At 72.4% G+C, this 26,604-nt stretch carries 23 protein-coding genes; 14 read left to right on the top strand and 9 right to left on the bottom strand.

Translation table 11 applies throughout. The features are described from left to right. The first annotated feature begins 40 nt into the window (after positions 1-40). Positions 41-469 carry an Hsp20/alpha crystallin family protein gene (locus N542_RS0108895; RefSeq protein ID WP_442937452.1) on the top strand — a complete coding sequence of 143 codons (429 nt, stop codon included), beginning with the start codon at positions 41-43 and terminating at the stop codon, positions 467-469. Between the two features lie 381 nt (positions 470-850). Here N542_RS0108895 and N542_RS0108890 read toward each other — a convergent pair whose 3' ends face one another. After that, entirely contained in the window at positions 851-1,480 is a 630-nt protein-coding gene (locus N542_RS0108890; protein ID WP_197025917.1) for a DAK2 domain-containing protein, read from the bottom strand. A gap of 7 nt (positions 1,481-1,487) precedes the next feature. Beyond that, entirely contained in the window at positions 1,488-2,519 is a 1,032-nt protein-coding gene (locus tag N542_RS0108885) for a dihydroxyacetone kinase subunit DhaK (RefSeq protein ID WP_028643625.1), read from the bottom strand. A gap of 166 nt (positions 2,520-2,685) precedes the next feature. Between N542_RS0108885 and N542_RS26560 the strand changes: the two genes are divergently transcribed. Next, the gene (locus tag N542_RS26560) at positions 2,686-5,169 is read left to right on the top strand and encodes a lamin tail domain-containing protein (protein ID WP_197025916.1); all 2,484 of its coding nucleotides are present in this window, start codon (positions 2,686-2,688) and stop codon (positions 5,167-5,169) included. A 157-nt stretch (positions 5,170-5,326) separates the two neighbouring features. After that, complete coding sequence (locus N542_RS0108875; protein ID WP_028643624.1) at positions 5,327-7,162, top strand: phosphoenolpyruvate carboxykinase (GTP); 1,836 nt, start codon at positions 5,327-5,329, stop codon at positions 7,160-7,162. Here the strand turns inward: N542_RS0108875 and N542_RS0108870 are convergent. Further along, positions 7,054-7,905 carry a phosphatase PAP2 family protein gene (locus N542_RS0108870; RefSeq protein WP_197025915.1) on the bottom strand — a complete coding sequence of 284 codons (852 nt, stop codon included), beginning with the start codon at positions 7,903-7,905 and terminating at the stop codon, positions 7,054-7,056. The two genes, N542_RS0108875 and N542_RS0108870, sit on opposite strands and share 109 nt — an antisense overlap. Before the next feature lie 125 nt (positions 7,906-8,030). Between N542_RS0108870 and N542_RS26555 the strand changes: the two genes are divergently transcribed. Both N542_RS26555 and N542_RS27125 read left to right on the top strand, forming a co-directional pair. Beyond that, positions 8,031-8,606, top strand: coding sequence for a TetR/AcrR family transcriptional regulator (locus N542_RS26555; protein ID WP_028643622.1), 576 nt, complete (start codon positions 8,031-8,033; stop codon positions 8,604-8,606). 30 nt (positions 8,607-8,636) lie between these two features. Then, the gene (locus tag N542_RS27125) at positions 8,637-8,783 is read left to right on the top strand and encodes a DUF1059 domain-containing protein (RefSeq protein WP_081795101.1); all 147 of its coding nucleotides are present in this window, start codon (positions 8,637-8,639) and stop codon (positions 8,781-8,783) included. 24 nt (positions 8,784-8,807) lie between these two features. Here the strand turns inward: N542_RS27125 and N542_RS0108855 are convergent, their stop codons facing one another. From N542_RS0108855 to N542_RS0108840, 4 genes are all read right to left on the bottom strand, one after another. Then, positions 8,808-9,824 (bottom strand): LacI family DNA-binding transcriptional regulator, encoded by a 1,017-nt coding sequence (locus tag N542_RS0108855; protein WP_028643621.1) that lies wholly within the window; start codon positions 9,822-9,824, stop codon positions 8,808-8,810. Between the two features lie 58 nt (positions 9,825-9,882). Next, entirely contained in the window at positions 9,883-10,089 is a 207-nt protein-coding gene (locus tag N542_RS0108850; RefSeq protein WP_028643620.1) for a hypothetical protein, read from the bottom strand. Positions 10,090-10,177: 88 nt separating this feature from the next. After that, entirely contained in the window at positions 10,178-12,955 is a 2,778-nt protein-coding gene (locus tag N542_RS0108845; RefSeq protein ID WP_051551633.1) for an alpha-amylase family glycosyl hydrolase, read from the bottom strand. 91 nt (positions 12,956-13,046) lie between these two features. Further along, on the bottom strand, positions 13,047-14,216 hold the full coding sequence (locus N542_RS0108840; protein WP_028643618.1) for an acyl-CoA dehydrogenase family protein: 1,170 nt from the start codon (positions 14,214-14,216) through the stop codon (positions 13,047-13,049). 214 nt (positions 14,217-14,430) lie between these two features. Between N542_RS0108840 and N542_RS0108835 the strand changes: the two genes are divergently transcribed. Further along, complete coding sequence (locus N542_RS0108835) at positions 14,431-17,565, top strand: M14 family metallopeptidase (RefSeq protein ID WP_036507156.1); 3,135 nt, start codon at positions 14,431-14,433, stop codon at positions 17,563-17,565. Here N542_RS0108835 and mftR read toward each other — a convergent pair. After that, entirely contained in the window at positions 17,558-18,133 is a 576-nt protein-coding gene (gene mftR / locus N542_RS0108830; protein WP_028643616.1) for a mycofactocin system transcriptional regulator, read from the bottom strand. The genes N542_RS0108835 and mftR overlap by 8 nt on opposite strands. Positions 18,134-18,218: 85 nt before the next feature. Here mftR and mftA point away from each other — a divergent pair, with 85 nt between their 5' ends. Genes mftA through mftF form a run of 7 tightly spaced genes read left to right on the top strand, consistent with a single transcriptional unit; the run spans position 18,219 to position 23,774 of the window. Then, positions 18,219-18,326 carry a mycofactocin precursor MftA gene (gene mftA, locus N542_RS27120; protein ID WP_081795100.1) on the top strand — a complete coding sequence of 36 codons (108 nt, stop codon included), beginning with the start codon at positions 18,219-18,221 and terminating at the stop codon, positions 18,324-18,326. Between the two features lie 12 nt (positions 18,327-18,338). Beyond that, complete coding sequence (mftB, locus tag N542_RS0108820; protein ID WP_028643615.1) at positions 18,339-18,635, top strand: mycofactocin biosynthesis chaperone MftB; 297 nt, start codon at positions 18,339-18,341, stop codon at positions 18,633-18,635. Further along, positions 18,632-19,837 (top strand): mycofactocin radical SAM maturase, encoded by a 1,206-nt coding sequence (mftC, locus tag N542_RS0108815; RefSeq protein WP_051551545.1) that lies wholly within the window; start codon positions 18,632-18,634, stop codon positions 19,835-19,837. Before mftB ends, mftC begins: the two co-directional genes overlap by 4 nt. A 1-nt stretch (position 19,838) precedes the next feature. Beyond that, positions 19,839-21,038 (top strand): pre-mycofactocin synthase MftD, encoded by a 1,200-nt coding sequence (gene mftD / locus N542_RS0108810; protein ID WP_028643613.1) that lies wholly within the window; start codon positions 19,839-19,841, stop codon positions 21,036-21,038. Then, positions 21,035-21,670 (top strand): mycofactocin biosynthesis peptidyl-dipeptidase MftE, encoded by a 636-nt coding sequence (gene mftE / locus N542_RS24045; RefSeq protein ID WP_036507383.1) that lies wholly within the window; start codon positions 21,035-21,037, stop codon positions 21,668-21,670. Before mftD ends, mftE begins: the two co-directional genes overlap by 4 nt. Continuing rightward, positions 21,667-22,389 (top strand): mycofactocin-coupled SDR family oxidoreductase, encoded by a 723-nt coding sequence (locus N542_RS0108800; protein ID WP_028643612.1) that lies wholly within the window; start codon positions 21,667-21,669, stop codon positions 22,387-22,389. The genes mftE and N542_RS0108800 overlap by 4 nt, the downstream gene beginning before the upstream one ends. Then, complete coding sequence (gene mftF, locus N542_RS0108795; RefSeq protein WP_028643611.1) at positions 22,386-23,774, top strand: mycofactocin biosynthesis glycosyltransferase MftF; 1,389 nt, start codon at positions 22,386-22,388, stop codon at positions 23,772-23,774. Before N542_RS0108800 ends, mftF begins: the two co-directional genes overlap by 4 nt. Here the strand turns inward: mftF and N542_RS0108790 are convergent. Next, on the bottom strand, positions 23,771-25,825 hold the full coding sequence (locus N542_RS0108790) for a DHA2 family efflux MFS transporter permease subunit (RefSeq protein ID WP_028643610.1): 2,055 nt from the start codon (positions 25,823-25,825) through the stop codon (positions 23,771-23,773). The two genes, mftF and N542_RS0108790, sit on opposite strands and share 4 nt — an antisense overlap. A gap of 101 nt (positions 25,826-25,926) precedes the next feature. On the opposite strand from N542_RS0108790, the gene npdG reads away from it, so the two are divergent. Beyond that, positions 25,927-26,604: an NADPH-dependent F420 reductase gene (gene npdG / locus N542_RS0108785; protein WP_028643609.1), complete on the top strand. Its 678-nt coding sequence runs from the start codon at positions 25,927-25,929 to the stop codon at positions 26,602-26,604.

Below are 26,604 nucleotides of genomic sequence, written 5' to 3'. Positions count from 1 at the left end.
ACCACCGGTCTGACGACCTCGAGGGAAAGGACGACTCATGTTGTTGCGCACCACCGACCCATTCCGCGATCTTGACCGCCTGACCCACCAGGTGCTGGGCACGACCAACCGGCCGGCCGTGATGGCCATGGACGCGTGGCGGGAGGCCGACACGTTCGTGATCGAGTTCGACCTGCCGGGCGTCTCCCCGGAGTCCATCGACCTGGACGTCGAGCGCAACGTGCTCACGGTGCGGGCCGAGCGGGTCGCCCGCAACGGTGACTGGGAGATGCTCGCCTCCGAGCGTCCCCGGGGCATCTTCAGCCGCCAGCTGGTGCTGGGCGACAACCTGGATCTGGACGCCATCGACGCGCGGTACGAGGACGGCACCCTGCGCCTCCGCGTGCCCGTCGCGGAGAAGGCCAAGCCGCGCAAGATCCAGATCAGCACCGGCGGCGCCAACGCCGAGCGCACCGCCATCAGCGCCTGAGCCTGCGGTGGACCTGCGATGTCCGGCCACGCTTCTCGCGACGTCGCCGCGACGGCCCCACGATCCGTTACGGACGAGATCGACGAGGCCTTCATCGCGATGGTCGCCGGTGACGTCGCATGGCTCCGGCGCGAGTTCGACGAGCTGATCGAGGCGGCCTGGGGCGGAGCACCGCCCACCCGCCCACCCGTCCGTCGTGGGGCGCACGACCCGTCCGGGCCGCCGTGCTGGGGCGCCGGTCGGACCTTCCGCCGCGGCGGTGGCGCTCGGCGACCCGCAGCCACGGTGGCACGCGAACGCGGACCGCCTGCACGATGACGAGAGCCCGGGCCACGGCCCCCCGCTCCGGTGGAGCGATCGGGAGTCGTGGCCCGCGGTCCCTCAGCCGGCGGCGTCGGCCGCCAGCTGCACGATGAGCGCCACCGCGACGGCGCCCGGGTCGAGGACGCCGCGGGAGGCCTCGCCGACGTAGCTGGCGCGGCCACGCCGGGCGATGATCGACGACGTCGACTCGGCGCCGCGTGCGGCCGCAGCCGCGGCGTCACGCAGGGTCGCCCCCGGTACGGCGAGGGCGTCGGCCGCCGGGGACAGGGCGTCGACCATCGTCTTGTGGCCGACCTCGGCCTGGCCGTAGCGCTGCACCACGGCCAGGCCGGCCGCCAACCCGGCACCGAGCTCGGCCGGCGTCGGCTCGTCGCCCTGTGCGCAGCGGGCCAGCTCGCGGAAGAACATCCCGAAGAGCGGACCGCTGGTGCCGCCGGTGCCCAGGAAGCCGCGCGAGACGCACGTCAGCCACTCCCGGTAGGTCCGGGGCCGAGCGGTCGCGACCTCCTGCTCCACCCGGGCGTACGCCGAGGTCAGGTTGCGCCCGAAGTCGCCGTCGCCGGAGAGCCGGTCCAGCTCGCCCAGGCGGGCGGCCTCGACCGCGAAGGTGGCGATCATCGACTCGGTCCAGGTCCGGCCGAAGCCGGGGGCCAGCTCGTCGCCGGCGGTGGTGTCGGATGCGTTCACGGGTGCCTCACCAGGTCAGGGCGGGAGTTCGGACGGGGGCGTCCCACAGGCGGAGGAGCTCCTCGTCGACGGGGAGCAGGGTGACGGACACCCCGTGCATGTCCAGGGACGTGACGTAGGAGCCGACCAGGAAGCGATCCACGCGCAGGCCCTGGGCGGTCACCAGCCGGTGGACGGCCCGGGCGGCGACGTGCAGCTCGAGCGGGTACGTCGAGCCGAGCCCGTTGACGATCGCGACGACGCCGCCACCACGGGCCAGCTCGAGGCTCGCCAGGAGCGGCTCGACCAGCAGCGAGGTGAGCTCGTCGGCGCTCGCCATCGGGACCCGCGAGCGACCCCGCTCGCCGTGGATGCCGACGCCCAGCTCGACCTCGTCCCCGTCGAGCTCGAAGGCCGGCCGCGACTCGCCGGGGTGCGTCCCCGCCGTCAGCGCGAGCGCCATGCTGCGGGCCCGGCCGGCGACCCGCCGGCCGAGCGCCGCCACCGTCGCCAGGTCCGCCCCGGCCTCGGCCGCGGCGCCGCAGATCTTCTCGACCGCGACCACGGCCGCCGTACCGCGTCGCCCCGGCCCACCGTCGTCGGTCTCGGCTGGGTCGGTCGCTGGGTCGGTCGCTGGGTCGGTCGCGAGGTCGTCGTCGACCAGCACCACCTCGGTCGCGACGGCGTCGTCCTCGTCGGCCAGCTCGCGGGCGATGGTGAAGTTGATGACGTCGCCGGTGTAGTTCTTCACGATGTGCAGGACGCCCCGTCCGGCGTCCGCGGCGCGCGTCGCCTCGTAGAGCTGCAGGGCGGTCGGGCTCGCGAAGACGGCACCCGGCACGGCCACGTCGAGCATGCCGGTGCCGACGAAGGACGCGTGCAGCGGCTCGTGCCCCGAGCCACCCCCTGACACCAGGGCGACCTTGTCGGGTGCCGGCGCCGCCCGGGCGACGAACCCGTGCTCGGCGTCGTACCGGAGCAGCGTGGGGTGCGCCAGCGCGAGGCCCTCCAGCGCCTCGGCGACCAGGTCGTCGGGATCGTTCGCCAGGCTCCGTCGCACCACTGTCTCCCCTCGTCCGGACGGAGCCATCATGGCCGGGCCACGGGCCGGCCGCGAGTGGTCACCTGACGTTCTCGCGCCGTTCCGTCCGGGTTGGCGGCTCGTTGCGACGCGATGTCCAGCCTGCGGAGTCGGATCTCGAGCCACCCCGGACGAAGGAACTGTCTTGCCGCACGCGCGCCGCTCCCTGTCTGCCGCACTGGCCACGTCGCTCGGCGTGCTCACCCTGGGCGTCGTCGTCCCACCCGCGCACGCGGACACCGGGGCCGTCATCCGGATCACCGAGATCGCGTACGGCGGGCTGATCGCGTCCGGCGGTGACGGCGAGTACGTCGAGCTGACCAACATCGGCGACGCTGCCCAGGACCTGACCGGCTGGTCCTACGACAACGTGAAGGCGACGGCAGGAGCCGTGTCGCTGACGTCGCTCGGCACGCTGGCCCCGGGAGCGTCGGCCATCATCACCGACGCCGACGCGACGGCGTTCCGCACGGACTGGGGACTCAAGGCCTCCGTCGCGATCGTCAACGACGGCACGGAGACCCTGAACAAGGGCCCGAACGCGGTCCACCTCTACGACGGCAGCGGCGCCGAGGTCGACTCGGTGTCGTACGTGAGCGGCTTCTTCCCCGGCAAGGGCCGGTCGGCGTGGGTGGACGCCGCCCACCTGGGTGCGAAGGCGACCACCACCGGGTGGAGCATCGCGACGGCCGCCGACGCGGAGGCCTCCTGGACCAGCGCGACCGGCTCGATCGGCTCGCCGGGCGCCTCGACCCACGGGACCCTGACGCCCACCGACGTCCGCACCGGAGACGGTGGCGGGGCCGGTGGCGGCGGAGGTCCCGAGGCGCCGTGCCAGACCGAGGACGGCGGCACCGCGCCCGGCACCGTCCCCGCCGGCGTCGTCGCCTGGCCCGGCTCGCAGACGCCGGTGACGGCCGACGACCAGTGCGCCTGGGTGACCAGCCTGTCGGGGCAGGACCTCAGCGGCCTCGCCTTCGACCCGAACGACGCCGACGTGCTGTACGCCGTCAAGAACAAGAGCCACGTCTACCGGCTGCTGCGATCGGGCGCGGGCTGGGTCAAGGACACCGCCAACGACTGGTCGGCCGGCAAGGACCTCCGCTTCCCCGGAGGCTCCGGCCTGCCGGACAGCGAAGGACTCACCGTCGGCCCCGACGGCTCGCTCTACGTCACGACCGAGCGCGACAACGCCGCCTCCGGCGTCCCGTTGGACTCGGTGCTCAAGCTGGACCCGACCGCGAGCGGCACGACGCTGGTCGCCAGCGACCAGTGGGTCCTGACGCCCGACCTCGGCCTCACGAACGCGGACGCCAACCTGGGCTTCGAGGGCGTCGCCTACGTGCCCGACGCCTTCCTGACCCGCGCCGGGTTCCGCACCGACGCCGGGACGCGCTACGACCCGGCGGCGTACCCGGGCAAAGCGGCCCCCGGGCTCTTCCTGGGCGCCGTGGAGAAGACGGGCCACCTGCGTGCCTACGTGCTCAACACCGACCACACCTTCGTCCGCGTCGCCGACATCGCCACCGGGATGGTCGGCGTCATGGAGGCGTCGTACGACGCGGACCTCGGCCGGATCTGGGCACACTGCGACAACACCTGCGGCAACGCCACCGCGCTGCTGAAGGTCGGCAGCGACGGCCACTTCGCCGTCGAGCGCGACTACAGCGCCCCCACGGGCCTGCCCAACTACAACCTCGAGGGCTTCGTCGTCGCCCCGGCCTCGACGGCCACCGGCGGCGCCCGGCAGGTGCTCTGGGCCGATGACGGCAACCGCTTCGGCCACTCGCTGTGGAGCGGCACGCTCGACCTCGACCTCGGGCTGACCCAGTCGCTCACCCCGGACCCGCAGATCGGCGGGACACCGACGATCGGCAGCCGGCTGACCGCGGACCTCGGCACGTGGGACGACGGCGTCAGCACGCACTACGGCTGGCAGGTCGGCGACACCGTCCTCGCGACCGATGCGCCGCTGACCCTGAGCGACCCGACGCTGGTCGGCGCGACGGTCGAGCTCCGCGTCACCGGCACCCGCTCCGGGTTCGGCCCGGTCACCACGACGGCGACCACCACGGTCGTCGCGGGCGCGCTCACCGCCGGCACCCCCACCGTCAGCGGTACGCCGACGGTCGGTCGGACCCTCACCGCCGCCGCCGGTGGCTGGGGTCCGGGCCCCGTGCAGCTCCGCTACACCTGGCTCGCCGACGGCCGTGCGATCGCCGGCGCCACGGGCCGCTCCCTGCGGCTCACCGCGGCCCAGCGCGGAGCCGCCATCGCCGTCCGGGTCACCGGCGCGCGGGTCGGCTACGCGACCCGGACCGCCACCTCGCGAGCGACGGCTGCGGTCCGGTCCGGCACCATCACCACGGCGCGGCCCACGATCCGGGGCACCGCCAGGGTGGGGCGCACGCTCGTCGTCAGGCCCGGCCGATGGAGCGCCGGCGGCTCGGCCGTCCACCTGTCGTACCGGTGGCTGGCCAACGGCACGGTGATCCGAGGCCAGGGCACCGCGCGGCTGCGGCTCACGGCGGCTCTGCGGGGCCAGCGGATCACGGTCCGGGTGGTCGGCTCCGCGGCCGGCTACCGGTCCGCCGCCCGGTCCTCGGCGGCGTCCGGAAGGGTCCGCTGAACGACCGTTTTCGACCCTCCCACTTAGGCCCTCCGAAGACGAAAGCCCAGTGTGGGTTGGGATGTGGCGCTTCTAACGCACGCCGATGGACCCGGCGGTGCGGATGTTGGGTACCGTGCCCAGCACCCGCCGGATGGATCGAGAGGCTGCGACGGACATGGTCGATGTGAACAGTGCGCTGGACGAGGCAGGACTCACCAACCCCCGAGTGCGTGAGTACGTGGCCGAGTGGGCCGCCATCACGCAGCCCGACCGGGTCGAGGTGGTTGACGCGGCCGACGACGCGCGACTGGTCCAGGAGGCGCTCGACGCGGGTGAGCTGCTCCCGGCGGGCGAGGGCCGCTACTACTCGCGCAGCTACTTCAAGGACACCGCACGCTCCGAGGAGCGCACGGTCGTGGCCACCAGCACCGAGGACGACAAGGGCGTCTACAACAACTGGAAGCCCGCGGCCGAGATGACCGAGCTGCTCACCGACCGGATGCGCGGGGCCTCGGCCGGCAAGACCATGTACGTCATCCCGTACCTGATGGCACCCCCGGGATCGCCGCTGACGCCGTACGCCGCGGGCGTGGAGCTCACCGACAGCCGCCCGGTCGTGCTGCACATGATCCGGATGTCGCGCGTCGGTGCGTCGTACGTCAACGAGCTCGAGGACCCCAACAGCTTCGTGCGTGCGGTGCACGTGACCGGTGACCTGGAGAACCTCGGCCAGGGCACGCCCGACGACCAGCGCTACTTCGCGACGGTCGCCGACGAGCGCACGATCCTGCACTTCGGCTCGTCGTACGGCGGCAACGCGCTCCTCGGCAAGATCGCCCACGGGCTGCGGCAGGCCTGCTACGACGGCCGCGCGTCCGGGGTCTTCCTGGCCGAGCAGTTCATGCTCCTCGGCATCACCGACAAGGAGACCGGCAAGCGCTGGCACATCTGCGGCGGCTTCCCGAGCGCCTCGGGCAAGACCAACCTCGCGATGACGCTCGCGCCGGACGCCCTCGGCGACCGCTACCACGTCGAGTTCTACGGCGACGACATCGCCTGGCTGTGGGTCAACCCCGACGACGGCCGGGTCTACGGCATGAACCCCGAGTTCGGCGTCTTCGGCGTCGCCAAGGACACCAACGAGAAGACCAACCCGACGGCGCTCGAGTCGATCGGCGACGGGTCCGGCGTCATCTTCACCAACGTCGCCTACAACGAGCAGACCCACGAGGTCTGGTGGGAGGGCATGACGAAGAGCCCGCCCGCGGACGTCACCGGGTGGCAGGACTGGAAGGGCGAGCTGATCTCGGAGCGCGCGGCGGACGACACGTCACCGTGGGCGCACCCCAACAGCCGCTTCACCACGACGCTCGACAACGTGCCCAACGTCGCCGCCGACTTCGAGGACCCCGCCGGCGTCCCGATCGACGCGATCATCTTCGGTGGCCGCACCAGCGACCGCGAGCCGCTCGTCCGCGCGATCACCGACCTGGCCGAGGGCGTCTACGACGGCCTGACGCTCGGCGCCGAGGCGACCTTCGCCGCCGAGGGCGTGGACGGCCAGCTGCGCTACGACCCGATGTCGATGCGGCCGTTCATGGCGTACGGCGAGGGCGACTACGCCGCGCACTGGCTGAAGATCATCGGTGCGGCGACCGACCGCCCGATCTTCGCGCACGTCAACTGGTTCCAGCGGGGCGAGGACGGCCACTTCCGCTGGCCCGGCTACCGCGAGAACCTGCGGGCGCTGCTCTGGCTCGCTCGCTTCAAGGACGGCGACGTCACCGGGCGCCAGACCCCGGTCGGCGTGCTGCCGACGGTCGAGGAGCTCGAGCTCGAGGGTGTCGAGATCACGCCCGAGGACCTCGAGATCATCCTGACGATCGACAACGAGCGGTGGCGTCAGGAGATGGGCTTCCGCGAGGCGCACCTCAAGGCCTTCGACCGGCTGCCCGAGGAGATCTGGGAGGCCCACCGCCGGGTCTCGGCCGCGCTCGACGCGGAGGCCTGAGCGACGCCGGTCGCCCGGGGCCATGCCCGGAGCGTCGTGCCCGGCCGGGTCAGGCACAGCGCTGCGAGCACCAGGGCCGAGCCGGCGATGCCGTCGATCCAGTAGTGGTTCGCGGTGCTGACGACCACGAGGACCGTGGTCACCGGGTGCAGCAGCCACAGCCAGCGCCAGCGGGTCCGGCACGCGGAGACGAGCACGACCGCGACCAGGAGCGCCCAGCCGACGTGGAGGCTCGGCATCGCGGCGTACTCGTTCGACATGCTCCCCAGCACGGGCGCCTGGTAGATCGAGATGCCACCGGCGTGACCGGTGTCGACCATCCCGAGAGAGCCGAGCAGCCGCGGCGGGGTCACCGGCAGCAGCACCGTGAACACCAGGGCGACGGCGGTCGCGGTGAAGATCGCGCGCTTCGCCCAGCGGTACGTCGGGCGCCGGTAGCGGTAGAGCCAGACCAGGACGCCGACCGTGAGCGGGAAGTGCACCGAGACGTAGTAGCGGTTCGCCAGCTCGATCAGCCACTCGTGGCCGAGAGCCCAGTCCTGCAGGGCGGCCTCGGCGGGCAGGTGCAGCCACCGCTCGACGTCGACGACCCCGTGGGCGTTGGCGTTCGCGCGACCGAGGTCGTGGGTGGCCAGCATCCGGCCGACGTTGTAGGCGAGGAAGGCCAGCAGCACCTGGGCGAACTCCCGGGCCACGTCGAGGTTAAGGGTACGGCGAGCGGAGATGCGCCCCGCCGTGCTCACCGACATCGCGTCGTACCCGTCCTTCCGACAACTCTTACAAGTGTAAGTTAGCGTGCGCGGGCGATCCGCTCCACACTGGGTCCGACCCGCACCGCACGGCAGACTCATCGGGAGGAGGGGCGAGCGTGACGTCAGATACTCGCGCCGACCTGCGCGTCGAGCGCAGCCGCACCCAGCTCGCCGAGGCGCTGCGTGCCCTGATGCGGACCCGGGACCCGCGCGACATCTCGATCTCGGCCCTGTGCGCCGAGGCCGGCGTGAGCCGACCGACCTTCTACCAGCACTTCTCCAGCCTCGACGAGGTCGCGGCCGCCGGCATCGAGGAGCGCTTCGTCCGGCTGCACGCCGAGCAGCGCGCGAGCGGGGAGTCGCCGTGCGACGGGCCGGAGGCGTCCTACCGCCTGCTGGTCGGATTCCTCGGTGAGCTGGGCGCCGAGCGCGCGTCCTGGCAGCGCACCATCGGCAGCGGTACGGCGTTCTCCGCCTCCCGCGACGCCGTCGAGAGCTGGCTGGTCGACCGGCTCGCCGAGCGCACGCCCGCGGCCGGACCGGCGGTGCTGCGGTACGCCGCCGCCGGGTTCCTCGGGGTCGTCCGGGCGTGGCTGCTGCAGGACGACGGCCCGGACCGGCCGAGCGCCGACGACCTGGCCGCCAGCCTCGTCGCGCTGTCCGCACGGGTGCTGGGTCCGACCGACCTGTAACACGTTCTTGCTGCGCCCTACCCTGGAGCCATGAAGACGCGACTGAGCTGCCCGTGCGGTGACGTGATCAAGGCCCAGGACGAGGACGAGCTGGTCGAGCTGACCCAGCAGCACCTCGCGGCCGCACATCCGGGCATGTCCTACGGCCGCGACGAGATCCTCTTCATCGCGACGTGACGCGGCCGCTGCTGGGGTGACGCCTCAGCGCGGTGGCGGTCCGGCGCTCTCCCGCACGACCAGCTCGGTCGGGAGCAGCACGTCGTCGACCGGCTGCTGCCCGCCCATCACCGACAGCAGCGAGGCCACGGCCAGTCCGCCCTTGCGGGCGACGTCCTGCCGCACGGTCGTCAGCGGCGGTCGGGAGACCTCGGCCAGCGGGCTGTCGTCGAAGCCGATCACCGAGACGTCGCCGGGCACCGAGAGTCCCAGAGACTCCGCGGCCCGGACGACCCCGAGGGCGAAGGAGTCGGAGAAGCAGACGACGGCGGTCGGCCGGTCGGGTCGGTCGAGCAGGGCGCGAGCGGCCTCCTGGGCGGCGCTCGTCGGCCGGTAGGGCGCTGTGGCCACCTGCGGCTCGATGCCGGCGGTGGCGAGGACGTCGTCCCAGCCGAGCATCCGCTGCGTGGCCGGGAAGCTGGGCGACGGACCGCCCGCGTTGCTCGCGAGCGTGAGGATGCCGATGCGGGTGTGGCCGAGGTCGACGAGGTGCTGGGCCGCCGAGCGCGCGCCCCCGCGGTCGTCGACGTTGACGCTGGCGACGTGCTCGCGCTTGTCCTGGTCGATCGCGACCTGCGGCAGGCCTCGTCGGTCCAGCCACGCGAGGTCCACCGACTCGGGCTCGCAGATGTAGAGCAGCGCGCCGTCCATCGCGACGTCGCGCGACGGGACGTAGTCGTCCCGGCTCGACGCCAGCAGGGTGAGCGCCAGCCCGTTGTCGGCGAGCGTGTCGGCGACCGAGGCGAAGAACTCCGAGGCGATGGCGTCCTCGAAGGCGTCGCTGAGCCGGTCGTTGAGGATGATGCCGACGGCGCCGCTGCGCCCCCGCGCCAGCGCGCGGGCCGCGGGGTCCGGTCCGACGTACCCGAGGTCCTCGGCGGCCGCCAGGATCCGGGTCCGCAGCTCGGCGGAGAGCTGGTCGGGGCGCGAGAACGCGTTGGACACCGTCATCCGGCTGACGCCGACGCGGTCCGCGATCGATTGCAGGGTCACCTTGGCCATGGCCGACCCAGTATCGCGGGTCGGCCCAACGGCCGGCACGGCGCTCACCAGGTGACGCTCAGCCGGGCTGGCAGCTGTGCCGCTGGGCCGGCTCCACCCAGCGGGCCAGGCCGTGCAGCCGGGCGGCCACCTGGCTGCGGGCGGCGACGGTACGACGGGTGCGGGCGGGTCGCTCCGCGACCACCGGGGCGTCCGGTCGGGCGCTGCCGACCGTCGCGAGGGTGGCCCGGACGGCCAGGTTGGCGGTGGTGGGGTCGAACGTCATGGCTCCTCCTCGGGCTCTGTGGAATGACGCTGTACCGGTACAGTACGCCTGCCGCACTTTACCGGTCAAGTAGTCCGGGAGGAGACGTCTAGCCCGCCGGCGCCAGGCTCGGCTCGTGGGTCACCTGGTCCCAGGTGAAGACGTAGGTGCCGCCGCCGACCGGGACGCTGAGCACGAGGTTGCCGCCGCCCGCGGCACCACCGGCGCCGTAGTTTTCGGTCCAGGAGTCGTTGATCGCCACCTTCCACTCGTAGTCGCCCTTCGGCAGCGTGAAGGTCCGGTGCCACCGCCCGTCCGAGGTGTCGAACGCCAGGTGGGCGGCGGCGCAGTCGGGCTGCCAGTCGCCGGGGCAGCCGAGCTCGGACTGCAGGCTGCCCGCCACGGTCACGCTGTCGCGCAGCGGCACCGGATCGGCGGTCGTCACCGTGACCGGTGCACTGGTCACGGCCGGCAGGGAGCGCTCGTGGAGGACCGCGCGGTAGGTCACCGCCGTGCCGATCGGCAGGTCCGAGACGTCGTCACTGAGCGTGTAGGCCGGCGAGGAGGTGTCCGTGCCCAGAGTGGTCCAGGCGCCGGAGCCGAGCCGTCGCTGGAAGGTGACCGACTGGGTGGCCCGCTCGGGGTCCACGGCGGCGTCGAGCCGGACCGGGTCGATGGCGGTGACCGTCGGGCCGGCCGGCGACGCGAGCCGGATCGTCGGCGACGGGACGCGCGCCGATCGGGGCGCGGTCCCCCGGGTGTGACCGGCGTTGTCGAGCACCGCCGCGCGGTACTCCACCCCGGTGCCGGGCCGCAGCGTGCTGACGTCGTCGAAGACCTGGTACGGCGCGGAGTCGTCGGTGCCGATCGTGCGCCACGGGCCGCGGCCGGTCCGGCGCTGGAAGGTGACCTCGTAGAACGAGGAGCCCGCCACGTCCGCGGCCACGTGCATCCGGCCGCGGGAGACCTCGCTCGGCCGGGGAGCGCGCAGCCTGAGGTCGGGCGCCCGGTGGGACCGGGGGATCCGGGCGTCCGAGGCGTAGACGGTCGTCGACAGCCCGGGCACCGTCACCGCGAGGTTGCGGCTGCGGTCGGTGCGCAGGTGCGCCGGGCCGGTGCCGTAGACCCGCGAGAAGCCACCGTTGCGGGCGTACGTCGGCACCGCGCCGGAGGCCGGCTGCTCGCTGTTGTTGAGCACCACGACGTACTCGCGCTGCCGGCGCCGGTCGATCCTCGAGAAGGCGAGCAGCCCGGTCGAGTCGGAGGCGAGGCGCACCTGCTGGGCGCCGTTGCGCAGCGCCGGGTAGCGGTCGGTGAGGGCGGCGAGGTCGGCGATCGAGCGGTAGAGCGGGTGGTCGGTCGCGAAGTTGTCGTCGGCGCCCGTGCGGTCGGTGCCGATCTGGGTGTCGGCCCGGTACTCCGGCACCTGGCTGGCGAACATGGTCTGCCGCGCGAGCTGGTCGCCCCCGGCTCCGGTGAAGCCCTGCTCGTCGCCGTAGTAGACGACGGGGTTGCCGCGCGAGAGGTACATCAGCTCGTGACCCAGCCGGTCGCGCGCGAGGAGCTCGGTGTCGTCGGCGCTCTCGCCGTTGGTGGTGTTGTCGGCGGTGACGAAGGAGCCGAACCGGCCCATGTCGTGGTTGCCGAGGAAGGTGGGCAGCGAGTAGGCGTTGGAGTCGGCGTCGGTGTACCAGTCGTCGTTGGCGAAGAAGTCCGCCAGCCGCTGGGTCGGCAGCCGCTTGGAGGCGAAGCCGCGCGCGGCGTCCTGGAACGGGAAGTCGAGGATCGCCTGCATGCCGTCGTGGGTCGTGTAGTGCGACGTGAAGCTCTTCGCGGCGGCGTCGCTGCCGTCGAGCGCGACCTCGCCGAACATGAAGAAGTCGCGCTTCCCGTGCCGGTGGGCGTAGTCGAGGATCCCCGGGCCGAACGCCTGCCAGAACTCGTCGTTGACGTGCTTCATGGTGTCGATGCGGTAGCCGTCGATCCCGAACTCGCCGATCCAGCTCCGGTAGATGTCCGTCATCCCGTCGACCACCTCCGGCCGCTCGGTGAAGAGGTCGTCGAGGCCGAAGAAGTCGCCGTACTGGCTGTCCTCGCCGGTGAAGGTCGTGTTGCCGCGGTTGTGGTACATCGTCGGGTCGTTGAGCCAGGCCGGGACCTTCAGGTCCCGCTCCGCCGGGTCGAGCACGGGCGTGTAGGGGAAGGACGTCGCGGGGTCCAGGTCGGGGAAGCGCGAGGTGCCGGCGTAGTCGCGGTCGTCGAAGACCCGACCGCTCGCGGTGCGGTAGGGCGAGACGTCCTTCGAGACGTACGCCGTCCGGTCGCCCTGCTCGTAGCCGATCACGTCGGCGGTGTGGTTGGTGATGATGTCGAAGAAGACCTTCATCCCCTTGGCGTGCGCGGCGTCGACCAGCTCCGCGAGGTCGGCGTTCGTCCCCAGGTGCGGGTCGACCTTGGTGAAGTCGGTGATCCAGTAGCCGTGGTAGCCCGCGGAGGGGCCGTCCTCGAGCTGCACCGCCTTGTTCTGGAAGATCGGGGTCAGCCAGATCGCGTCGGTGCCGAGCCCCTTGATGTAGTCGAGCCTCGACTGCAGCCCGGCCAGGTCGCCGCCGTTGTAGAAGCCCTTGCTGGTCGGGTCGAAGCCGCTGACCAGCGGGTCGTCGCCGAGGCCGCCCTCGTCGTTGGCGGTGTCGCCGTTCTCGAACCGGTCGCCCATGACGAAGTAGAAGTCCTGGTCGGTCAGCCCGGTGCGCAGGGCGTGGCCGGCGTACCGGCCGCCCGAGCCCGACGGATGGCCGTGCCGCGGCGGGTGGGCGGCGGCCGGCGCGAGGGGCGCCAGCACCGCGAGCACGACGACGACGGACAGGGTGCGCAGCAGCAGACGCATCTGGAACTCCCGAGTGATCCAGGTCACACCTTGGTGACGAGACCTGCAACCTAACCGGCGGCACCGACGGTCCACAACCCGGGGAGGCTCCTCAGGTCGAGCGGTGGAGGCGTCCGGAGTCGCCGCGGTCGAGCGAGCGGCCGATGACCAGCCGCTGGATCTGGTTGGTGCCCTCGAAGATCTGCATCACCTTGGCCTCGCGCATGTAGCGCTCGACCGGGAAGTCGCGGGTGTAGCCGTAGCCGCCGAGCACCTGGACGGCGTCGGTGGTCACCCGCATCGCGTTGTCGGTGGCGACGAGCTTGGCGACCGACGCCTCGCGGCCGTACGGCAGGCCCTGGTCCTTGAGCCGGGCCGCGTGCAGCATGGTGGCCCGGGCGCTCTGGACCGCGGCCTCCATGTCGGCCAGCACGAAGCTCAGGCCCTGGTGGTCGATGATCCGCTCGCCGAAGGTCTCGCGGCTCTGCGCGTAGGCGACCGCGTGGTCGAGCGCACCCTGGGCGAGCCCGGTGGCGACGGCGGCGATCCCGAGCCGGCCGGCGTCGAGACCGGCCAGCGCGATCTTGAGTCCCTGCCCCTCAGCGCCCAGGCGGCGCTCGACGGGGATCCGGACGCCGTCGAAGCGCATCGTCGCGGTCGCGGACCCGGTGAGACCCATCTTCTGCTCCGGCGGGTCGGCGACCAGCCCGTCGGTGTCGGCCGGCACGAGGAAGCACGAGATGTCGTTGCGCCCGTCGCCGGTGCGGGCCATCACCTTGTAGTAGTCGGCGTGCCCGCCGTGGGTGGTCCAGGCCTTGGCGCCGGTGATGACGTACTCGTCGCCGTCGAGCCGGGCGCGGGTCGTCATGGCGGCCGGGTCCGAGCCGGCGTGCGGCTCGGAGAGGCAGTACGCACCGAGCAGCTCGCCACCGAGCATGTCGGGCAGCCAGCGCTGCCGCTGCTCCTCGGTCCCGGCGGTGACCAGTCCGAAGCAGCTCAGCGCGTGCACCGAGGTCCCGACGCCGACGCTCGCCCAGACGGCTCCGATCTCCTCCAGCACCTGCAGGTAGACCTCGTAGGCGAGCCCGCCCCCGCCGTACTCCTCGGGATAGGGCAGGCCGAGCAGCCCGGCCCGGCCGAGCACCCGGAAGACCTCACGCGGGAACTGCTCCTCGCGCTCCGCACGCGCCACCAGCGGGGCCAGCTCGCGGGTCGCCAGGTCACGGACCAGGCCGATCAGGTCGACGGCTTCGTCGGAGGGCAGCAGGCGGGACGCGGGCATCTTCGGACCCTAACCCCGACGCCCCACGTGACCGCGCGGCGGAGTCCTTCCCACGCTCCCCAGACCAGCAGACCAGCAGACCAGCAGACCCGCGGACCCGCGGACCAGCACGCACGTCCACGGGCTCCGGCGTCGTCAAATTGGGGGACGCCGGACGGCGGCGCCGGTGCCAGACTCAGAGACTGACCGGGGGGCTTCCTCGGAGGTGCGGCACATGCGGAACTGGCTCATCGGATCACTGGTCCTCGTGGTGGTGACCGCCCTGTGCGCGGGACTGACCCCCGCGACCGCGGCACCCACGGCTGCGGGACGCGATCCCGACCGGCTGGACGCGTACACCCTGACGGTCACGCCGTCCGAGCTCTCCGCGGTCTCCGACCTGGGCGTCGAGGTCAGCGGCCAGCGATCGGTCGCGGCCGGCCTCGAGCTCGACGTCGTGCTCGACGGTGCGCAAGCCAACAAGCTCGAGAGGCAGGGCGTCGGCGTCGAGCTCACCCGGGTCGAGGGCGGGCTCACGGTCCGTCAGCTCGCGGCCAAGCAGGCGGCCGGCGGGTTCGACGTCTGGCGCTCGTACGACGAGCGCGGCGGCATCCGGGACCAGATCTACGCGGCGGCCCGCAAGAACCCCCGCCTCGTCAAGGTCGAGGTCATCGGCCACACCGGGCAGGGCCGGCCGATCCTGGCGGTCAAGGTGACGCAGAACGCCCGCAGCAAGCGGGACGGCAGTCGGCCGGCCGTGCTCTACAGCTCGACCCAGCACGCCCGCGAGTGGATCTCGACCGAGGTCAACCGCCGCCTCATGAACCACTACATCGACCGCTGGCGCGCCCACGACAAGTCGGTCCGCAAGCTGCTGAGGTCCACCGAGCTGTGGTTCGTGCTGGTGGCCAACCCCGACGGCTACCAGTACACGTTCGACCACGAGCGGCTGTGGCGCAAGAACCTCCGCGACAACAACGGCGACGGGCAGATCCAGGTGGGCGACGGCGTCGATCCCAACCGCAACTTCCCCAACCACTGGGGGTACGACGAGGAGGGCTCGTCGTCCATCCAGTCCAGCGAGACCTACCGCGGCCCGGCGCCGGCGTCGGAGCCCGAGACCCGGGCCATGGTCGGCCTGCTGGACCGGATCGGGTTCGCGTTCCAGGTCAACTACCACTCGGCGGGCCAGTGGCTGCTGTACGCCGAGGGCTGGCAGACCGGCACGCCGACCGCCGACGACCCGATCTACTACGCCCTGTCCGGCAACCTGGACGCCCCGGCGATCCCCGACTTCCACCCGGGCCTGAGCTCCGACGTCCTCTACGTCACCAACGGCGAGACGACGGACTACGCGCACGTGAGCACGGGCGCGCTCGCCTGGACGCCGGAGCTGTCCGAGGGCTGCGAGGGATGCGGCTTCGTCTTCCCCGACGACGACGCGCTGGTGCAGGCCGAGTTCGAGCGCAACCTGCCCTTCGCCGACTCCGTCGCGCGGTCGGCGGGTGACCCCGACGACCCGAAGACGGTCACCGGCATCAGGACCAAGCCCTTCTACCTGGACAGCGACGACCCCTACAAGAGCGGCAACCCGGGAGTGCAGCTGAGCTTCACGAAGTCGTACGGCGACCCGCAGCCGGTCGCGGTGCTCGCCAAGCGCAGCCTGGGCAGGGTCACGCTGAAGTACCGGATCAACCACGGGCGCGTCCGCTCGGCACCCACCCACGAGTGGGGTGGCGGATCCACCTACGACCCGGCGTCGGTCTACTACCACCAGGTCCGCGGCGTCGTCCGCGGCACGGACCCCGGGGACTCGGTCAAGGTCTGGTTCGAGGCGCGCCACCACCGCAGCGAGTCGTTCACCTACGACGCCGTCTCCGACTCCGGGCGCGACGTGCTGGTGGTCGCCGCCGAGGACTACACGGGCGCCTCGCCGGTGCAGTCGACGGCGGGGCCGCACCACGCCGACGCCTACACCGACGCCCTCGCCGCCAACGGCGAGGACGCGGACCTCTACGACATCGACGCGGCCGGCCGGGTCGCACCCGACGCGCTCGGCGTGCTCAGCCACTACGACGCCGTGGTCTGGGAGACCGGTGACGACCTCGTGACCCGGACCGCGGGACGCGCGGGCGGCAACGCCGACCGGCTCGCGATCGACGAGCTGCTCGAGCTGCGCTCCTACCTCAACGAGGGCGGCCGGGCGATGCTCGCCGGCGACTCGGCGGGCCAGCAGTACACGACCAACGTGGGCGCCCAGCTCTACGACCCCCAGGGCGTCATCGACTGCAACCCCGCACCGGCCGACGTCGATCCGCGCCGCTGCCTGCCGACGTACGGCTCGTTCTTCGGCGGCGACACGACCAACGACGTGCTGCAGTACTACCTCGGTGGCTACCTGGCCGTGGCCAACGACGGTCACGCCGACGGGACGGCGTTCGACTCGGTCGGGGTGGACGACCCGTTCACGGGTCTGTCCTGGGGCCTCGACGACCCCGTCCTCGCCGCCAACACGCTGCGCAGGTCCTCGTTCATCGCGACCAGCGGCATCCTGCCGGTCGATGAGTTCAAGCAGTTCGAGAGCTGGGCGGCGGCACGCTACGACAAGCCCGGCGGGCCCTTCGACCCGCACAGCGGGGACAAGTACCTGTACTCGCAGATCGCCGACGCCTCCTACAAGCGGGTCACCCGGGAGATCGCCGTCCCGGCCGGCGGCGGATCGATGACGTTCTGGACGTCGTACGACACCGAGGCCGCCTGGGACCACCTCTTCGTGGAGGCGCGCACCCCGGGGGCCGACGACTGGACGACGCTGCCGGACGCCGGCGGCCACACCACGCAGGCCACCGGCGACAGCTGCCACCAGGAGAACTCCGATGGCTGGCGGACCCTCCACCCGCAGCTCGACCACTACCAGACCCAGACCGGTCCCTCGACGTGCGATCCCACCGGCACCACCGGGGCCTGGAACGCGGCGAGCGGGAACTCCGGCGGCTGGCAGCAGTGGAGCGTGGACCTGTCGGCGTACGCCGGGCAGAGCGTCGAGGTCTCGATCGCGTACGCCAGCGACTGGGCCACCCAGGGGATCGGCGTCTTCCTCGACGACATCGTCCTCCCCGACGGCACCGCCACGTCGTTCGAGAGCGACCTGGGCGGCTGGCAGATCACCGGACCTCCCGACGGCAGCGGCGCCAACGCCAACAGCTTCATCCAGACCGACGCCTCGGGCTTCCCGGTCGGCAACACGATCGCCACACCGCGCTCGCTGCTGGTGGGCTTCGGGTTGGAGGGCGTCTCCACCGACGCGGAGCGCAACGCGCTGATGGCTCGCGCCCTGCATCACCTGACGGGGGTGAAGCCGATCAGCTGAGGTAGCCGCGCAGGCTGGTCATCGTCTGGTCCAGCAGCGTCGCGAGGTCCGCGTTCGGGTCGGCCAGCCAGCCCTCGTACGCCGAGATGGCGAGCGCCAGGGAGACGCTGCCGACCGTGCGGGGCAGGATGTCGGTGGGCTCCAGGCCGCGCCGCCGGGCGACGTAGTCGGCGATGACGTCGCGCCACTCGGCGTACTGGTGCACCGAGTGGGCCTGGAGCGCGGGGGTGCCGAGGATGAGCCGCATCCGGTCCCGGTGGGGCGGGACTGCGCTGTCGGGCACGTCGTTGAACGCGAGCACGCCGCGGTGCACGGCCTCCCAGAGCGGCAGGTCCACCGGCATCGAGGCGAGGATCTGGCGGAAGTGCTCGAGGGTGCTGGCGAACTGGCCCCAGGGGATGTCGTTCTTGGACTCGAAGTAGCGGAAGAGCGTGCGCCGTCCTACGCCGACCTCGGCGGCGATGTCGGCCATCGTCACGTCGTCGAACCCGCGCTCGGCGAACAGCCGGAACGCGGACTCCTCGATCCGCGCGTGGCTGGTCGCACCCGGACGGCCCCGACTGCTCATTCCTCGACCCTATCTTTGTGGCGCTGGGTGCCATTAGTGTGGCCCGCACCACATCCAACCAGAGCACATCCACCAGGAGGCTGCGATGAACCCGGAGCAGAACGAGCCCGTCGAGCAGGACGTCACCGCCGCGCTCACCAGTGAGGACCTGATCGAAGAGGTCTCGATCGACGGCATGTGCGGCGTCTACTGAGCCGCTGACCCGATGATCCTCGATGAGCCGTGGCGGCTGTCGCCGTCGGTGGCGCTGCGCCCCGAGCCGTTCGGGGCGCTGGCCTACCACTTCGGCAACCGCAAGCTGACCTTCCTCAAGCGCCCCGAGCTGGTGCGGGTGGTGGAGGGCTTGGCCCAGCACCCCGACGTGCGGTCCGCGCTGGTCGCGGTGGGGGTGCCCGAGGGGCAGCACGCGGCGTACGCCGCCGCGCTGGAGGGCCTGGCCGAGGCGGACATGATCCGGCCCCGTCCCGACGTACCGACCGGATCCGTGGAGGAGAGCGCATGAGACTCATCGAGCACTTCGAGCTCGGGCTGGACGCCCCGATCTGCCTGACGTGGGAGCTGACCTACGCGTGCAACCTGGAGTGTGCGCACTGCCTGTCGTCGTCGGGTCGGCGTGACCCGCGCGAGCTGAGCACCGAGCAGGCCGAGGCGGTGATCGACGAGCTGCAGCGGATGCAGGTGTTCTACGTCAACATCGGTGGCGGCGAGCCGACGATCCGCCCGGACTTCTGGCACCTGCTGGAGTACGCGGTCAACCACCAGGTGGGCGTGAAGTTCTCCACCAACGGGGTGCGTCTGGATCCGGAGCGCGCGGCGTTCCTGGCGGGTCCGGCGTGTGCCGGCTACGTCGACGTGCAGATCTCGCTCGACGGCGCGACCGCGGAGGTCAACGACTACGTGCGTGGGCCGGGGTCCTACGACATGGCGATCACCGCGCTGGAGAACCTGCAGGCCGCGGGCTTCGCCGACGCCAAGATCAGTGTGGTCTGCACCCGGCAGAACATCGGGCAGCTCGACGAGTTCAAGGCCCTCGCCGACAGGTACGGCGCGACGCTGCGCCTGACGCGGCTGCGTCCCTCGGGTCGCGGCGCGGACGTGTGGGACGAGTTGCACCCGCTGCCGGAGCAGCAGAAGGTGCTCTACGACTGGCTGATGGCCTCCGGTGACAACGTGCTGACCGGTGACTCGTTCTTCCACCTGGCCGCGTTCGGGGAGGCCCTGCCGGGCCTCAACCTCTGCGGAGCGGGTCGCGTGGTGTGCCTGATCGACCCGATCGGGGACGTGTACGCGTGCCCGTTCGCGATCCACGACAACTTCCTGGCCGGCAACCTGCTCGCCGACGGCGGCTTCCAGCAGGTCTGGCAGACCTCTGCGCTCTTCGAGGAGCTCCGCTCGCCGCAGACCGGTGGGGCGTGCGCGAAGTGCGACTTCTACGACTCCTGCCGCGGCGGCTGCATGGCTGCCAAGTTCTTCACCGGCCTGCCCCTCGACGGCCCGGACCCCGAGTGCGTGCAGGGCTACGGCGAGTCCGCGCTCGACGACCTGGCTGCTGCGGGCGGTCGGGTGCTGCCGGCCGCGAGCCAGGACCACTCCAAGGCCAACCCGACGCGCAACCAGCCGGTCATGCTCAAGCTCATGACCCGCCCGCCCGTCAGCGACTGCGCCGAGAGCCCGCTCGCCGGCTTCGTCCCGGCCGGTGGTTGAGGTGAAGGTCGAGAACCCGTGGCGGCAGAACCCCTGGTTCGAGTCCGTGGCGGTCGCCCAGCGGCGCGCCCGGAAGCGCCTGCCCCAGCCGGTGTACGCCGCGCTGGTCGCGGGCTCGGAGCGCGGGCAGACGGTGTCGGACAACCAGGCCGCGTTCATGGAGCTCGGGGTGCTGCCGCACGTCGCCGGTCACCACGCGGAGCGGTCGATGTCCCGCACGGTGCTGGGCCAGGAGGTCTCGCTGCCGGTGCTGATCAGCCCGACCGGGGTCCAGGCGGTGCACCCCGACGGTGAGGTCGCCGTGGCTCGGGCCGCCGCCGCGCGCGGCACCCTGATGGGGCTGTCCAACTTCGCCTCCAAGTCGGTCGAGGAGGTCGTCGAGGCCTGCCCCAGGACGCTCTTCCAGATGTACTGGACCGGCGACCGCGACGTGATGGTCCAGCGCATGGAGCGCGCCCACCAGGCCGGCGCCATCGGCCTGATCGCCACGCTGGACTGGTCGTTCTCGATGGGCCGCGACTGGGGCAGCCCGGAGATCCCCGAGAAGGTCGACCTCAAGACGATGGTGCGGATGGCGCCGAAGGTCGCGACCAGGCCGCGCTGGCTCTACCAGTTCGGCAGGACCGGCCAGATCCCGGACCTGACCGCCCCCAACCTCGCTGCGCCCGGTGCGGACAAGGGCCCGACGTTCTTCGGTGCCTACTACGAGTGGATGACCACCCCGCCGCCGTCGTGGGAGGACGTCGCCTGGATGCGCGAGCAGTGGTCGCAGCTCAGTGGCACGCCGTTCGTGCTCAAGGGCGTCGGCCGCGTCGACGACGCCCAGAAGGCCGTGGATGCTGGGGTCTCGGCGATCTCGGTGTCCAACCACGGCGGCAACAACCTCGACGGCACCCCGGCCGCGATCCGCCTGCTCCACCCGATCGCCACGGCCGTCGGAGACCAGGTCGAGGTGCTGATGGACGGCGGCGTACGACGCGGCTCGGACGTCGTGAAGGCCCTCGCCCTGGGCGCCCGCGCCGTGCTCATCGGGCGGGCCTACCTGTGGGGTCTCGCGGCCAACGGCCAGGCCGGCGTGGAGAACGTCCTCGACGTCCTGCACGGTGGCATCGACTCTGCGCTCCTGGGACTCGGCGTCTCCTCGGTCGACGAGCTGACCCCCGAGCACCTGCTGATCCCCGACGGCTTCCACCGGTCATGAGTCACCTGCCGGACGCGACGTCGTCCGAGACGGCCGGCGCCGCTCTGGTGCTGGTGCCGGTCGGGTCGATCGAGCAGCACGGGCCCCACCTGCCGCTCGACACCGACACCACCATCGCGGTGGCGGTCGCGCGGGCCGTGGCGGCCGAGCTGCCCGGGACCTGGGTCGCGCCACCCCTGTCCTACGGCTCGAGCGGTGAGCACCAGTCCTTCGCCGGCACGGCGTCGATCGGCACCGACGCGCTCACGCACGTCGCGGTCGAGCTGGCCCGCTCCCTGCGCACCTGGGCCGACCGGGTCGTCTTCGTCAACGCCCACGGCGGGAACCTGACCGCGCTGCGCGCCTCCGACGAGATCGAGTGGGTGCCCTGCGCGACGGAGGACGTCGACCTGCACGCCGGCTTCACCGAGACCTCGCTGATGCTGCACCTGCGGCCCGCGTCGGTGCGGCTCGACCGTGCCGAGGTCGGCAACACCCGGCCGTTGAGGGAGATCCTCCCCGCCATGATGGCCGGCGGCGTCGGCGCGGTGTCCCCCAACGGGGTGCTCGGCGACCCGGCGGGAGCCTCCGCGGCCGAGGGCGAGCGCGTGCTCGAGGCGATGGTCGCGGACGTCGTTGGGCGGCTCGGATGAGGGTCGCGCTGGTCACCGGAGCCGCCGGCGGCATCGGCTCGGCGACGGTCGCGCGCCTCGTGACGCAGGGGTACGCCGTGGTCGGGGTCGACCTCGACCCGGCTGAGGAGTCGGAGGCCGTCGCTCATGTCGTCGGTGACGTGCGCGACCGGGCGGTGCTGGAGGCCGCCGTCGACCTGGCCCTGGAGCGCTGGGGTCGGCTCGACGCCGCCGTGGCCGCCGCAGCCGTGATCCGAGGCGGGCAACCGCTGTGGCAGACCCCGCCCGCCGACCTCGACGACCTGTGGCAGCACGACGTGGTCGGGGTGTGGAACACCGCCGCGGTCGTCGTGCCGCACCTGCTCGCCCAGCCGGACCCGAGCGGCTGCCGGTTCGTCGCGGTCGCCTCCGCGGCCGGTGCGCACGGCCTCTTCCACCTCGCGGCCTACACCACCGTCAAGCACGCCGTGGTGGGCCTGGTGAGGGGACTCGCCGCCGACCTCGTCGGGACCGGGGTGACAGCGGTGGCGGTGTCGCCGGGCTCGACCCGGACCCCGATGCTGGAGGCCACCGCCGACCTCTACGGCCTGCCGGACGTGGAGGACTTCGCCGCCCACCAGCTCCTCCGGCGGATCCTCGACCCCGCGGAGGTCGCCGCCACGATCGCGTTCTGCTGCTCGGTCGAGGGCGCCGTCCTCAACGGCGGCGTCGTGCAGGCCGACGGCGGCTTCACGGGATGACGCTGCCCACCGGCTTCCGGGTGCGGGTCGGCGACGACGTACGCGTCCACGACGGGGGCCGCACCCTGGTCGGCGGCTCGCCGCTGCGGGTGCTGCGGCTGAAGGAGCCCGCACCGTCGCTGCAGCGCGGGGAGGTGCTCGCGGTGCGCGACCCCACCACGGGTGCCGTCGCCGAGCGGCTGCTGGCGGCCAACCTGGCGACGCCGGTGATCGACACCGCGGTTGCTGCCACCGAGATCACGGTCGTCGTCCCGGTCCGCGACCGCGCCGATCGTCTCGACCGGCTGCTGCACGGGCTCGCCGGCCTGTCGGTCGTCGTGGTCGACGACGCCTCGCACGACCCGGCGGCGGTGGCGGGCGTCGTGGGACGACATGGCGCCCGGCTGGTGGCGCTGCCCTCCAACCTCGGGCCGGCCGGAGCCCGCAACGCCGGACTGGGGGAGGTGCGGACGCCGTACGTCGCGTTCGTGGACTCCGACGTCGTCGTCGACGTCGAGAGCCTGCGCGGTCTCGCCGGCCACTTCGCGGATCCGCGCGTGGCGGCTGTCGGTCCACGTGTGCAGGGGGTCGCCCGCAGCGACGATCCGCAGCGGTTCGAGCGCTGGGACGTCGACGGGCTCTCGCTCGACCTGGGCGACGCGCCGGCGCTGGTGCGCCCGTGGTCGAAGGTCGGCTGGCTGCCGAGCGCCTGCCTGCTGGTGCGGGTCGCCGACCTCGAGGACGGTGCCTTCGACGAGGGCCGTCGCGTGGGCGAGGACGTCGACCTGGTCTGGCGACTGATCCAGGCGGGCCGCCACGTCCGCTACGACCCGGCGCACGTCGCCGGTCACGACAGCCGCGGCACCTGGTCGACCTGGCTGGGCCGCAAGGCCTTCTACGGCACCGGAGGGGCGTGGCTGGCCCAGCGGCACGGCGACTGGATGGCGCCGGCGGTGCTCTCGCCCGTGCCCGCGGTCGGCGTGCTGGCCCTGGCGGCGCAGCGCCGTGCGTCGTTGCCGGTGGCGCTCGTCTGCGTGGCGCTGGTGCGCGTGCGGCTCGGCCGGACCCTGCCGGACACCCGCGACCGCGGCCCGCTGGCCACGTCGCTCACGGCCGAGGTCACGGTCTCGACGCTGCGGCAGGGCTCGCACCTGCTGCTGCGGCACTGGTGGCCGGGGGCGGCCGCTGCCTCGCTCGTCTCCCGCCGGGCCCGCCGGGCCGTCGCGGCGGCGATGCTCTGGGACCTGCTCGACCATCGCGAGGTGCGTCCTGCGCAGGCGGCGGAGGCGTTCGTCGCGCGACGGGCCGACGACCTGGCGTACGGCGCCGGGCTGTGGTGGGGCGCCGTGCGCGCCGGGTCGGCGCGGGTGCTGGTGCCCCGGATCACCGGGCGTCGTACGCGCTAGCCCTGACCCGACGGCAGCAGCGCGGGCGCCCGGTCCTTGCTGTCCGCCTGCTCGATGACCAAGCGGCGCACGACGCGGGTGATCGCCGCCGACACGGCCTCGGGGTCGGTCTCGACGCCGTCGAGGTGCTCGATGATCCAGTCCCGCAGCCTCACCCGCAGCGCGGCGATCGCGGCGTGTCCCGCCGGGGTCAGGCTGAGGTCGTGGAGTGATCCCTCCGCGAAGCCGTCGACGATCAGGTCGGCGAAGACCGGCTCGAGGATGGCGGCCGGGAGCGCCCGGGCGTGCGCGATCTGGGCGACGTCCGCGTGGCGGTCCGCGACGGTCAGGCCGTGCACCTGGACCAGCGCCCAGATCCGGGCGGCGTCGAGCGAGTCGGTCTGGTCACCGAGGACGTCGAGGACCACGTCGCGGCGCTGGCCGTAGAGCAGGTTGGCGATCCTGCGGCCGAGGACCTCGTCGTTGGACAGCGACTCGGGCGCACCGAAGCCGCCGCCGAGGTCGTTGGCCGACGGCGCGAGGCTGTTGCCGAGCTTGACCTGCGGCAGGAAGAGCGCGAGGACGAACGCCGCGAGCGCGACCGGGACCGCCCACAGGAAGACCTGCGTCAGGGCCTCGGAGTACGCATTGACGATGGGCGCGATCAGGGCGTCGTCGAGGGCGTGCAGGGCGCTCGGGGTCGCCAGGTCGGGCGGGGTGACGCCGGGGCTCTGGGCGATGGCCTCCGGCAGCCGGTCGCCGAGGAAGTTGGCGTAGAGGGTCCCGAAGATGGCGGCGCCGAAGGCGCTGCCCATGGTGCGGAAGAAGGTGACCCCGGACGTGGCCACGCCCAGGTCGCCGTACGGCACCGAGCTCTGCACGATGATCGTGAGCACCTGCATGGACAGGCCGATGCCCATGCCGAGGACGAAGAGGTAGAGGGCCGACAGCCAGGTCGACGTCGAGGGGTCCATCGTCGAGAGCAGGAAGAGGCCGAGCGCCATCACCAGGCCGCCGGCGACCGGGAAGACCTTGTAGCGGCCGGTCTTGCTGACGATGTTGCCGCTCACGATCGCCGTGATCAGCAGTCCGAGCACCAGCGGCAGCATCCGGAGGCCGGACTGCGTCGCGGTCACGCCCTCGACGTACTGGAAGAAGGACGGCAGGAACGTCATCGCGCCCAGCATCGTGAAGCCGACGATGAAGGCCAGGCCGCAGCAGTTCGAGAACACCGTGGACCTGAAGAGGCGCAACGGCAGGATGGGCTCGGCCGCCCGGGACTCGACGAGCACGAAGAGCGCCAGCACGGCGACCCCGCCGACGAGCAGACCGATGATCTGCCAGGAGCCCCACGGGTAGGTCGTGCCGCCGAAGCTGGTCGCCAGCACCAGCATGGACGCGCCGACCGCGACGGTGGCCATCCCGAGGTAGTCGATGCGCGGCTTGGCGCCGACGGGGACCTTGGGGATGGTGTAGCGCGCGGCCACGATCACGATCGCTGCGAGCGGCACGTTGATGTAGAAGCACCAGCGCCAGCTGGCGTGGTCGGTCAGCAGCCCGCCCAGCAGCGGACCGATCACGGTCGCGACGCCGAAGACGGCGCCGAGCGCACCCTGGAACTTGCCGCGCTCGCGCAGCGGGATGATGTCGGCGATCAGCGCGGTCGCGGTGACCGTCAGACCACCGGCGCCGAGACCCTGGATCGCGCGCGAGGCGATCAGCCAGGTCATGCCCTGGGACAGACCGCAGAGCATCGAGCCGACGATGAAGACCGTCACGCTGATCTGGAAGACGTTCTTGCGGCCGAACTGGTCACCGACCTTGCCGATGACCACGGTGACCGCCGTCTGCGCCAGCAGGTACGACGTCACCACCCACGACACGTGGGCGCTGCCGCCGAGGTCGCCGACGATCGTCGGCAACGCCGTCGACACGATCGTGCCGTCGAGCGCTGCCAGCAGCATGCCGAGGCCGATCGTCGCGAAGGCGAGGATCCGCGCCCGTCCCTCGAGGGTGATCGGACCGCCGACGGCCGGCTCCGAGGGTGCCGCCTCAGCGGCGACCGATGCCATGGGTCGATCAGACCGGAAAGGCCGGGAACCCGCAAGGGGAACGACGTCCACAACCTGACTCGACCGCGACGACCCGGCGAGCGGCTGACAGAGTGGCCGGCATGAGCAACCTTCCCGAGTCCCTCGCTGGCAGGACCGTCGCCGTGCTGGGTGGCACCGGACCGCAGGGCCGTGGTCTGGCCCGGCGCTTCGCGGCCGCCGGGCTGCCCGTCGTGATCGGCAGTCGCAGCGCCGAGCGCGCCGCCGAGGCCGCAGCCACGCTGGCCGAGGCGGTCGGGGGCACGGTGACTGGCGCCGACAACGCCGGCGCCGCCGCGGCCGGCGACATCGTCGTCGTCGCGGTCCCGTGGGACGGCCACCCCGAGCTGCTGACGTCGCTCGCCGACGTGCTGGCGGGCAAGATCGTCGTCGACTGCGTCAACCCGCTGGGCTTCGACAAGCAGGGCGCCTACGCGCTGCCGGTCGAGGAGGGCTCGGCGGCCCAGCAGGCGCAGGGCATCCTCGCCGAGAGCACCGTGGTCGGCGCCTTCCACAACGTCAGCGCCGTGCTGCTCGAGGACCCCGAGGTCGCCTCGGTCGACACCGACGTCCTGGTGCTGGGTGACGTCCGCGAGGCCACCGACCTGGTCCAGGACCTCGCCGCCACCATCCCCGGTGTCCGCGGCGTCTACGGCGGCCGTCTCCGCAACGCCCACCAGGTCGAGGCCCTGACGGCCAACCTGATCAGCGTGAACCGCCGCTACAAGGCCCACGCCGGGATCCGGGTCACCGACATCTGA

Source organism: Nocardioides sp. URHA0020 (assembly GCF_000620705.1).
Lineage (GTDB): Bacteria > Actinomycetota > Actinomycetes > Propionibacteriales > Nocardioidaceae > Nocardioides.
The sequence above is the reverse complement of the archived record's forward strand: the minus strand, read 5'-3'. Positions and strand labels throughout refer to the sequence as shown.

Coding starts and splice junctions, on each gene's coding strand:
- N542_RS0108875 (WP_028643624.1), top strand. CDS start 5,327: ATGGTCGATGTGAACAGTGCGCTGGACGAGGCAGGACTCACCAACCCC.
- N542_RS27125 (WP_081795101.1), top strand. CDS start 8,637: ATGAAGACGCGACTGAGCTGCCCGTGCGGTGACGTGATCAAGGCCCAG.
- N542_RS0108855 (WP_028643621.1), bottom strand. CDS start 9,824: ATGGCCAAGGTGACCCTGCAATCGATCGCGGACCGCGTCGGCGTCAGC.
- N542_RS0108850 (WP_028643620.1), bottom strand. CDS start 10,089: ATGACGTTCGACCCCACCACCGCCAACCTGGCCGTCCGGGCCACCCTC.
- N542_RS0108845 (WP_051551633.1), bottom strand. CDS start 12,955: ATGCGTCTGCTGCTGCGCACCCTGTCCGTCGTCGTCGTGCTCGCGGTG.
- N542_RS0108840 (WP_028643618.1), bottom strand. CDS start 14,216: ATGCCCGCGTCCCGCCTGCTGCCCTCCGACGAAGCCGTCGACCTGATC.
- N542_RS0108835 (WP_036507156.1), top strand. CDS start 14,431: ATGCGGAACTGGCTCATCGGATCACTGGTCCTCGTGGTGGTGACCGCC.
- mftR (WP_028643616.1), bottom strand. CDS start 18,133: ATGAGCAGTCGGGGCCGTCCGGGTGCGACCAGCCACGCGCGGATCGAG.
- mftA (WP_081795100.1), top strand. CDS start 18,219: ATGAACCCGGAGCAGAACGAGCCCGTCGAGCAGGACGTCACCGCCGCG.
- mftB (WP_028643615.1), top strand. CDS start 18,339: ATGATCCTCGATGAGCCGTGGCGGCTGTCGCCGTCGGTGGCGCTGCGC.
- mftC (WP_051551545.1), top strand. CDS start 18,632: ATGAGACTCATCGAGCACTTCGAGCTCGGGCTGGACGCCCCGATCTGC.
- mftE (WP_036507383.1), top strand. CDS start 21,035: ATGAGTCACCTGCCGGACGCGACGTCGTCCGAGACGGCCGGCGCCGCT.
- N542_RS0108800 (WP_028643612.1), top strand. CDS start 21,667: ATGAGGGTCGCGCTGGTCACCGGAGCCGCCGGCGGCATCGGCTCGGCG.
- mftF (WP_028643611.1), top strand. CDS start 22,386: ATGACGCTGCCCACCGGCTTCCGGGTGCGGGTCGGCGACGACGTACGC.
- N542_RS0108790 (WP_028643610.1), bottom strand. CDS start 25,825: ATGGCATCGGTCGCCGCTGAGGCGGCACCCTCGGAGCCGGCCGTCGGC.
- npdG (WP_028643609.1), top strand. CDS start 25,927: ATGAGCAACCTTCCCGAGTCCCTCGCTGGCAGGACCGTCGCCGTGCTG.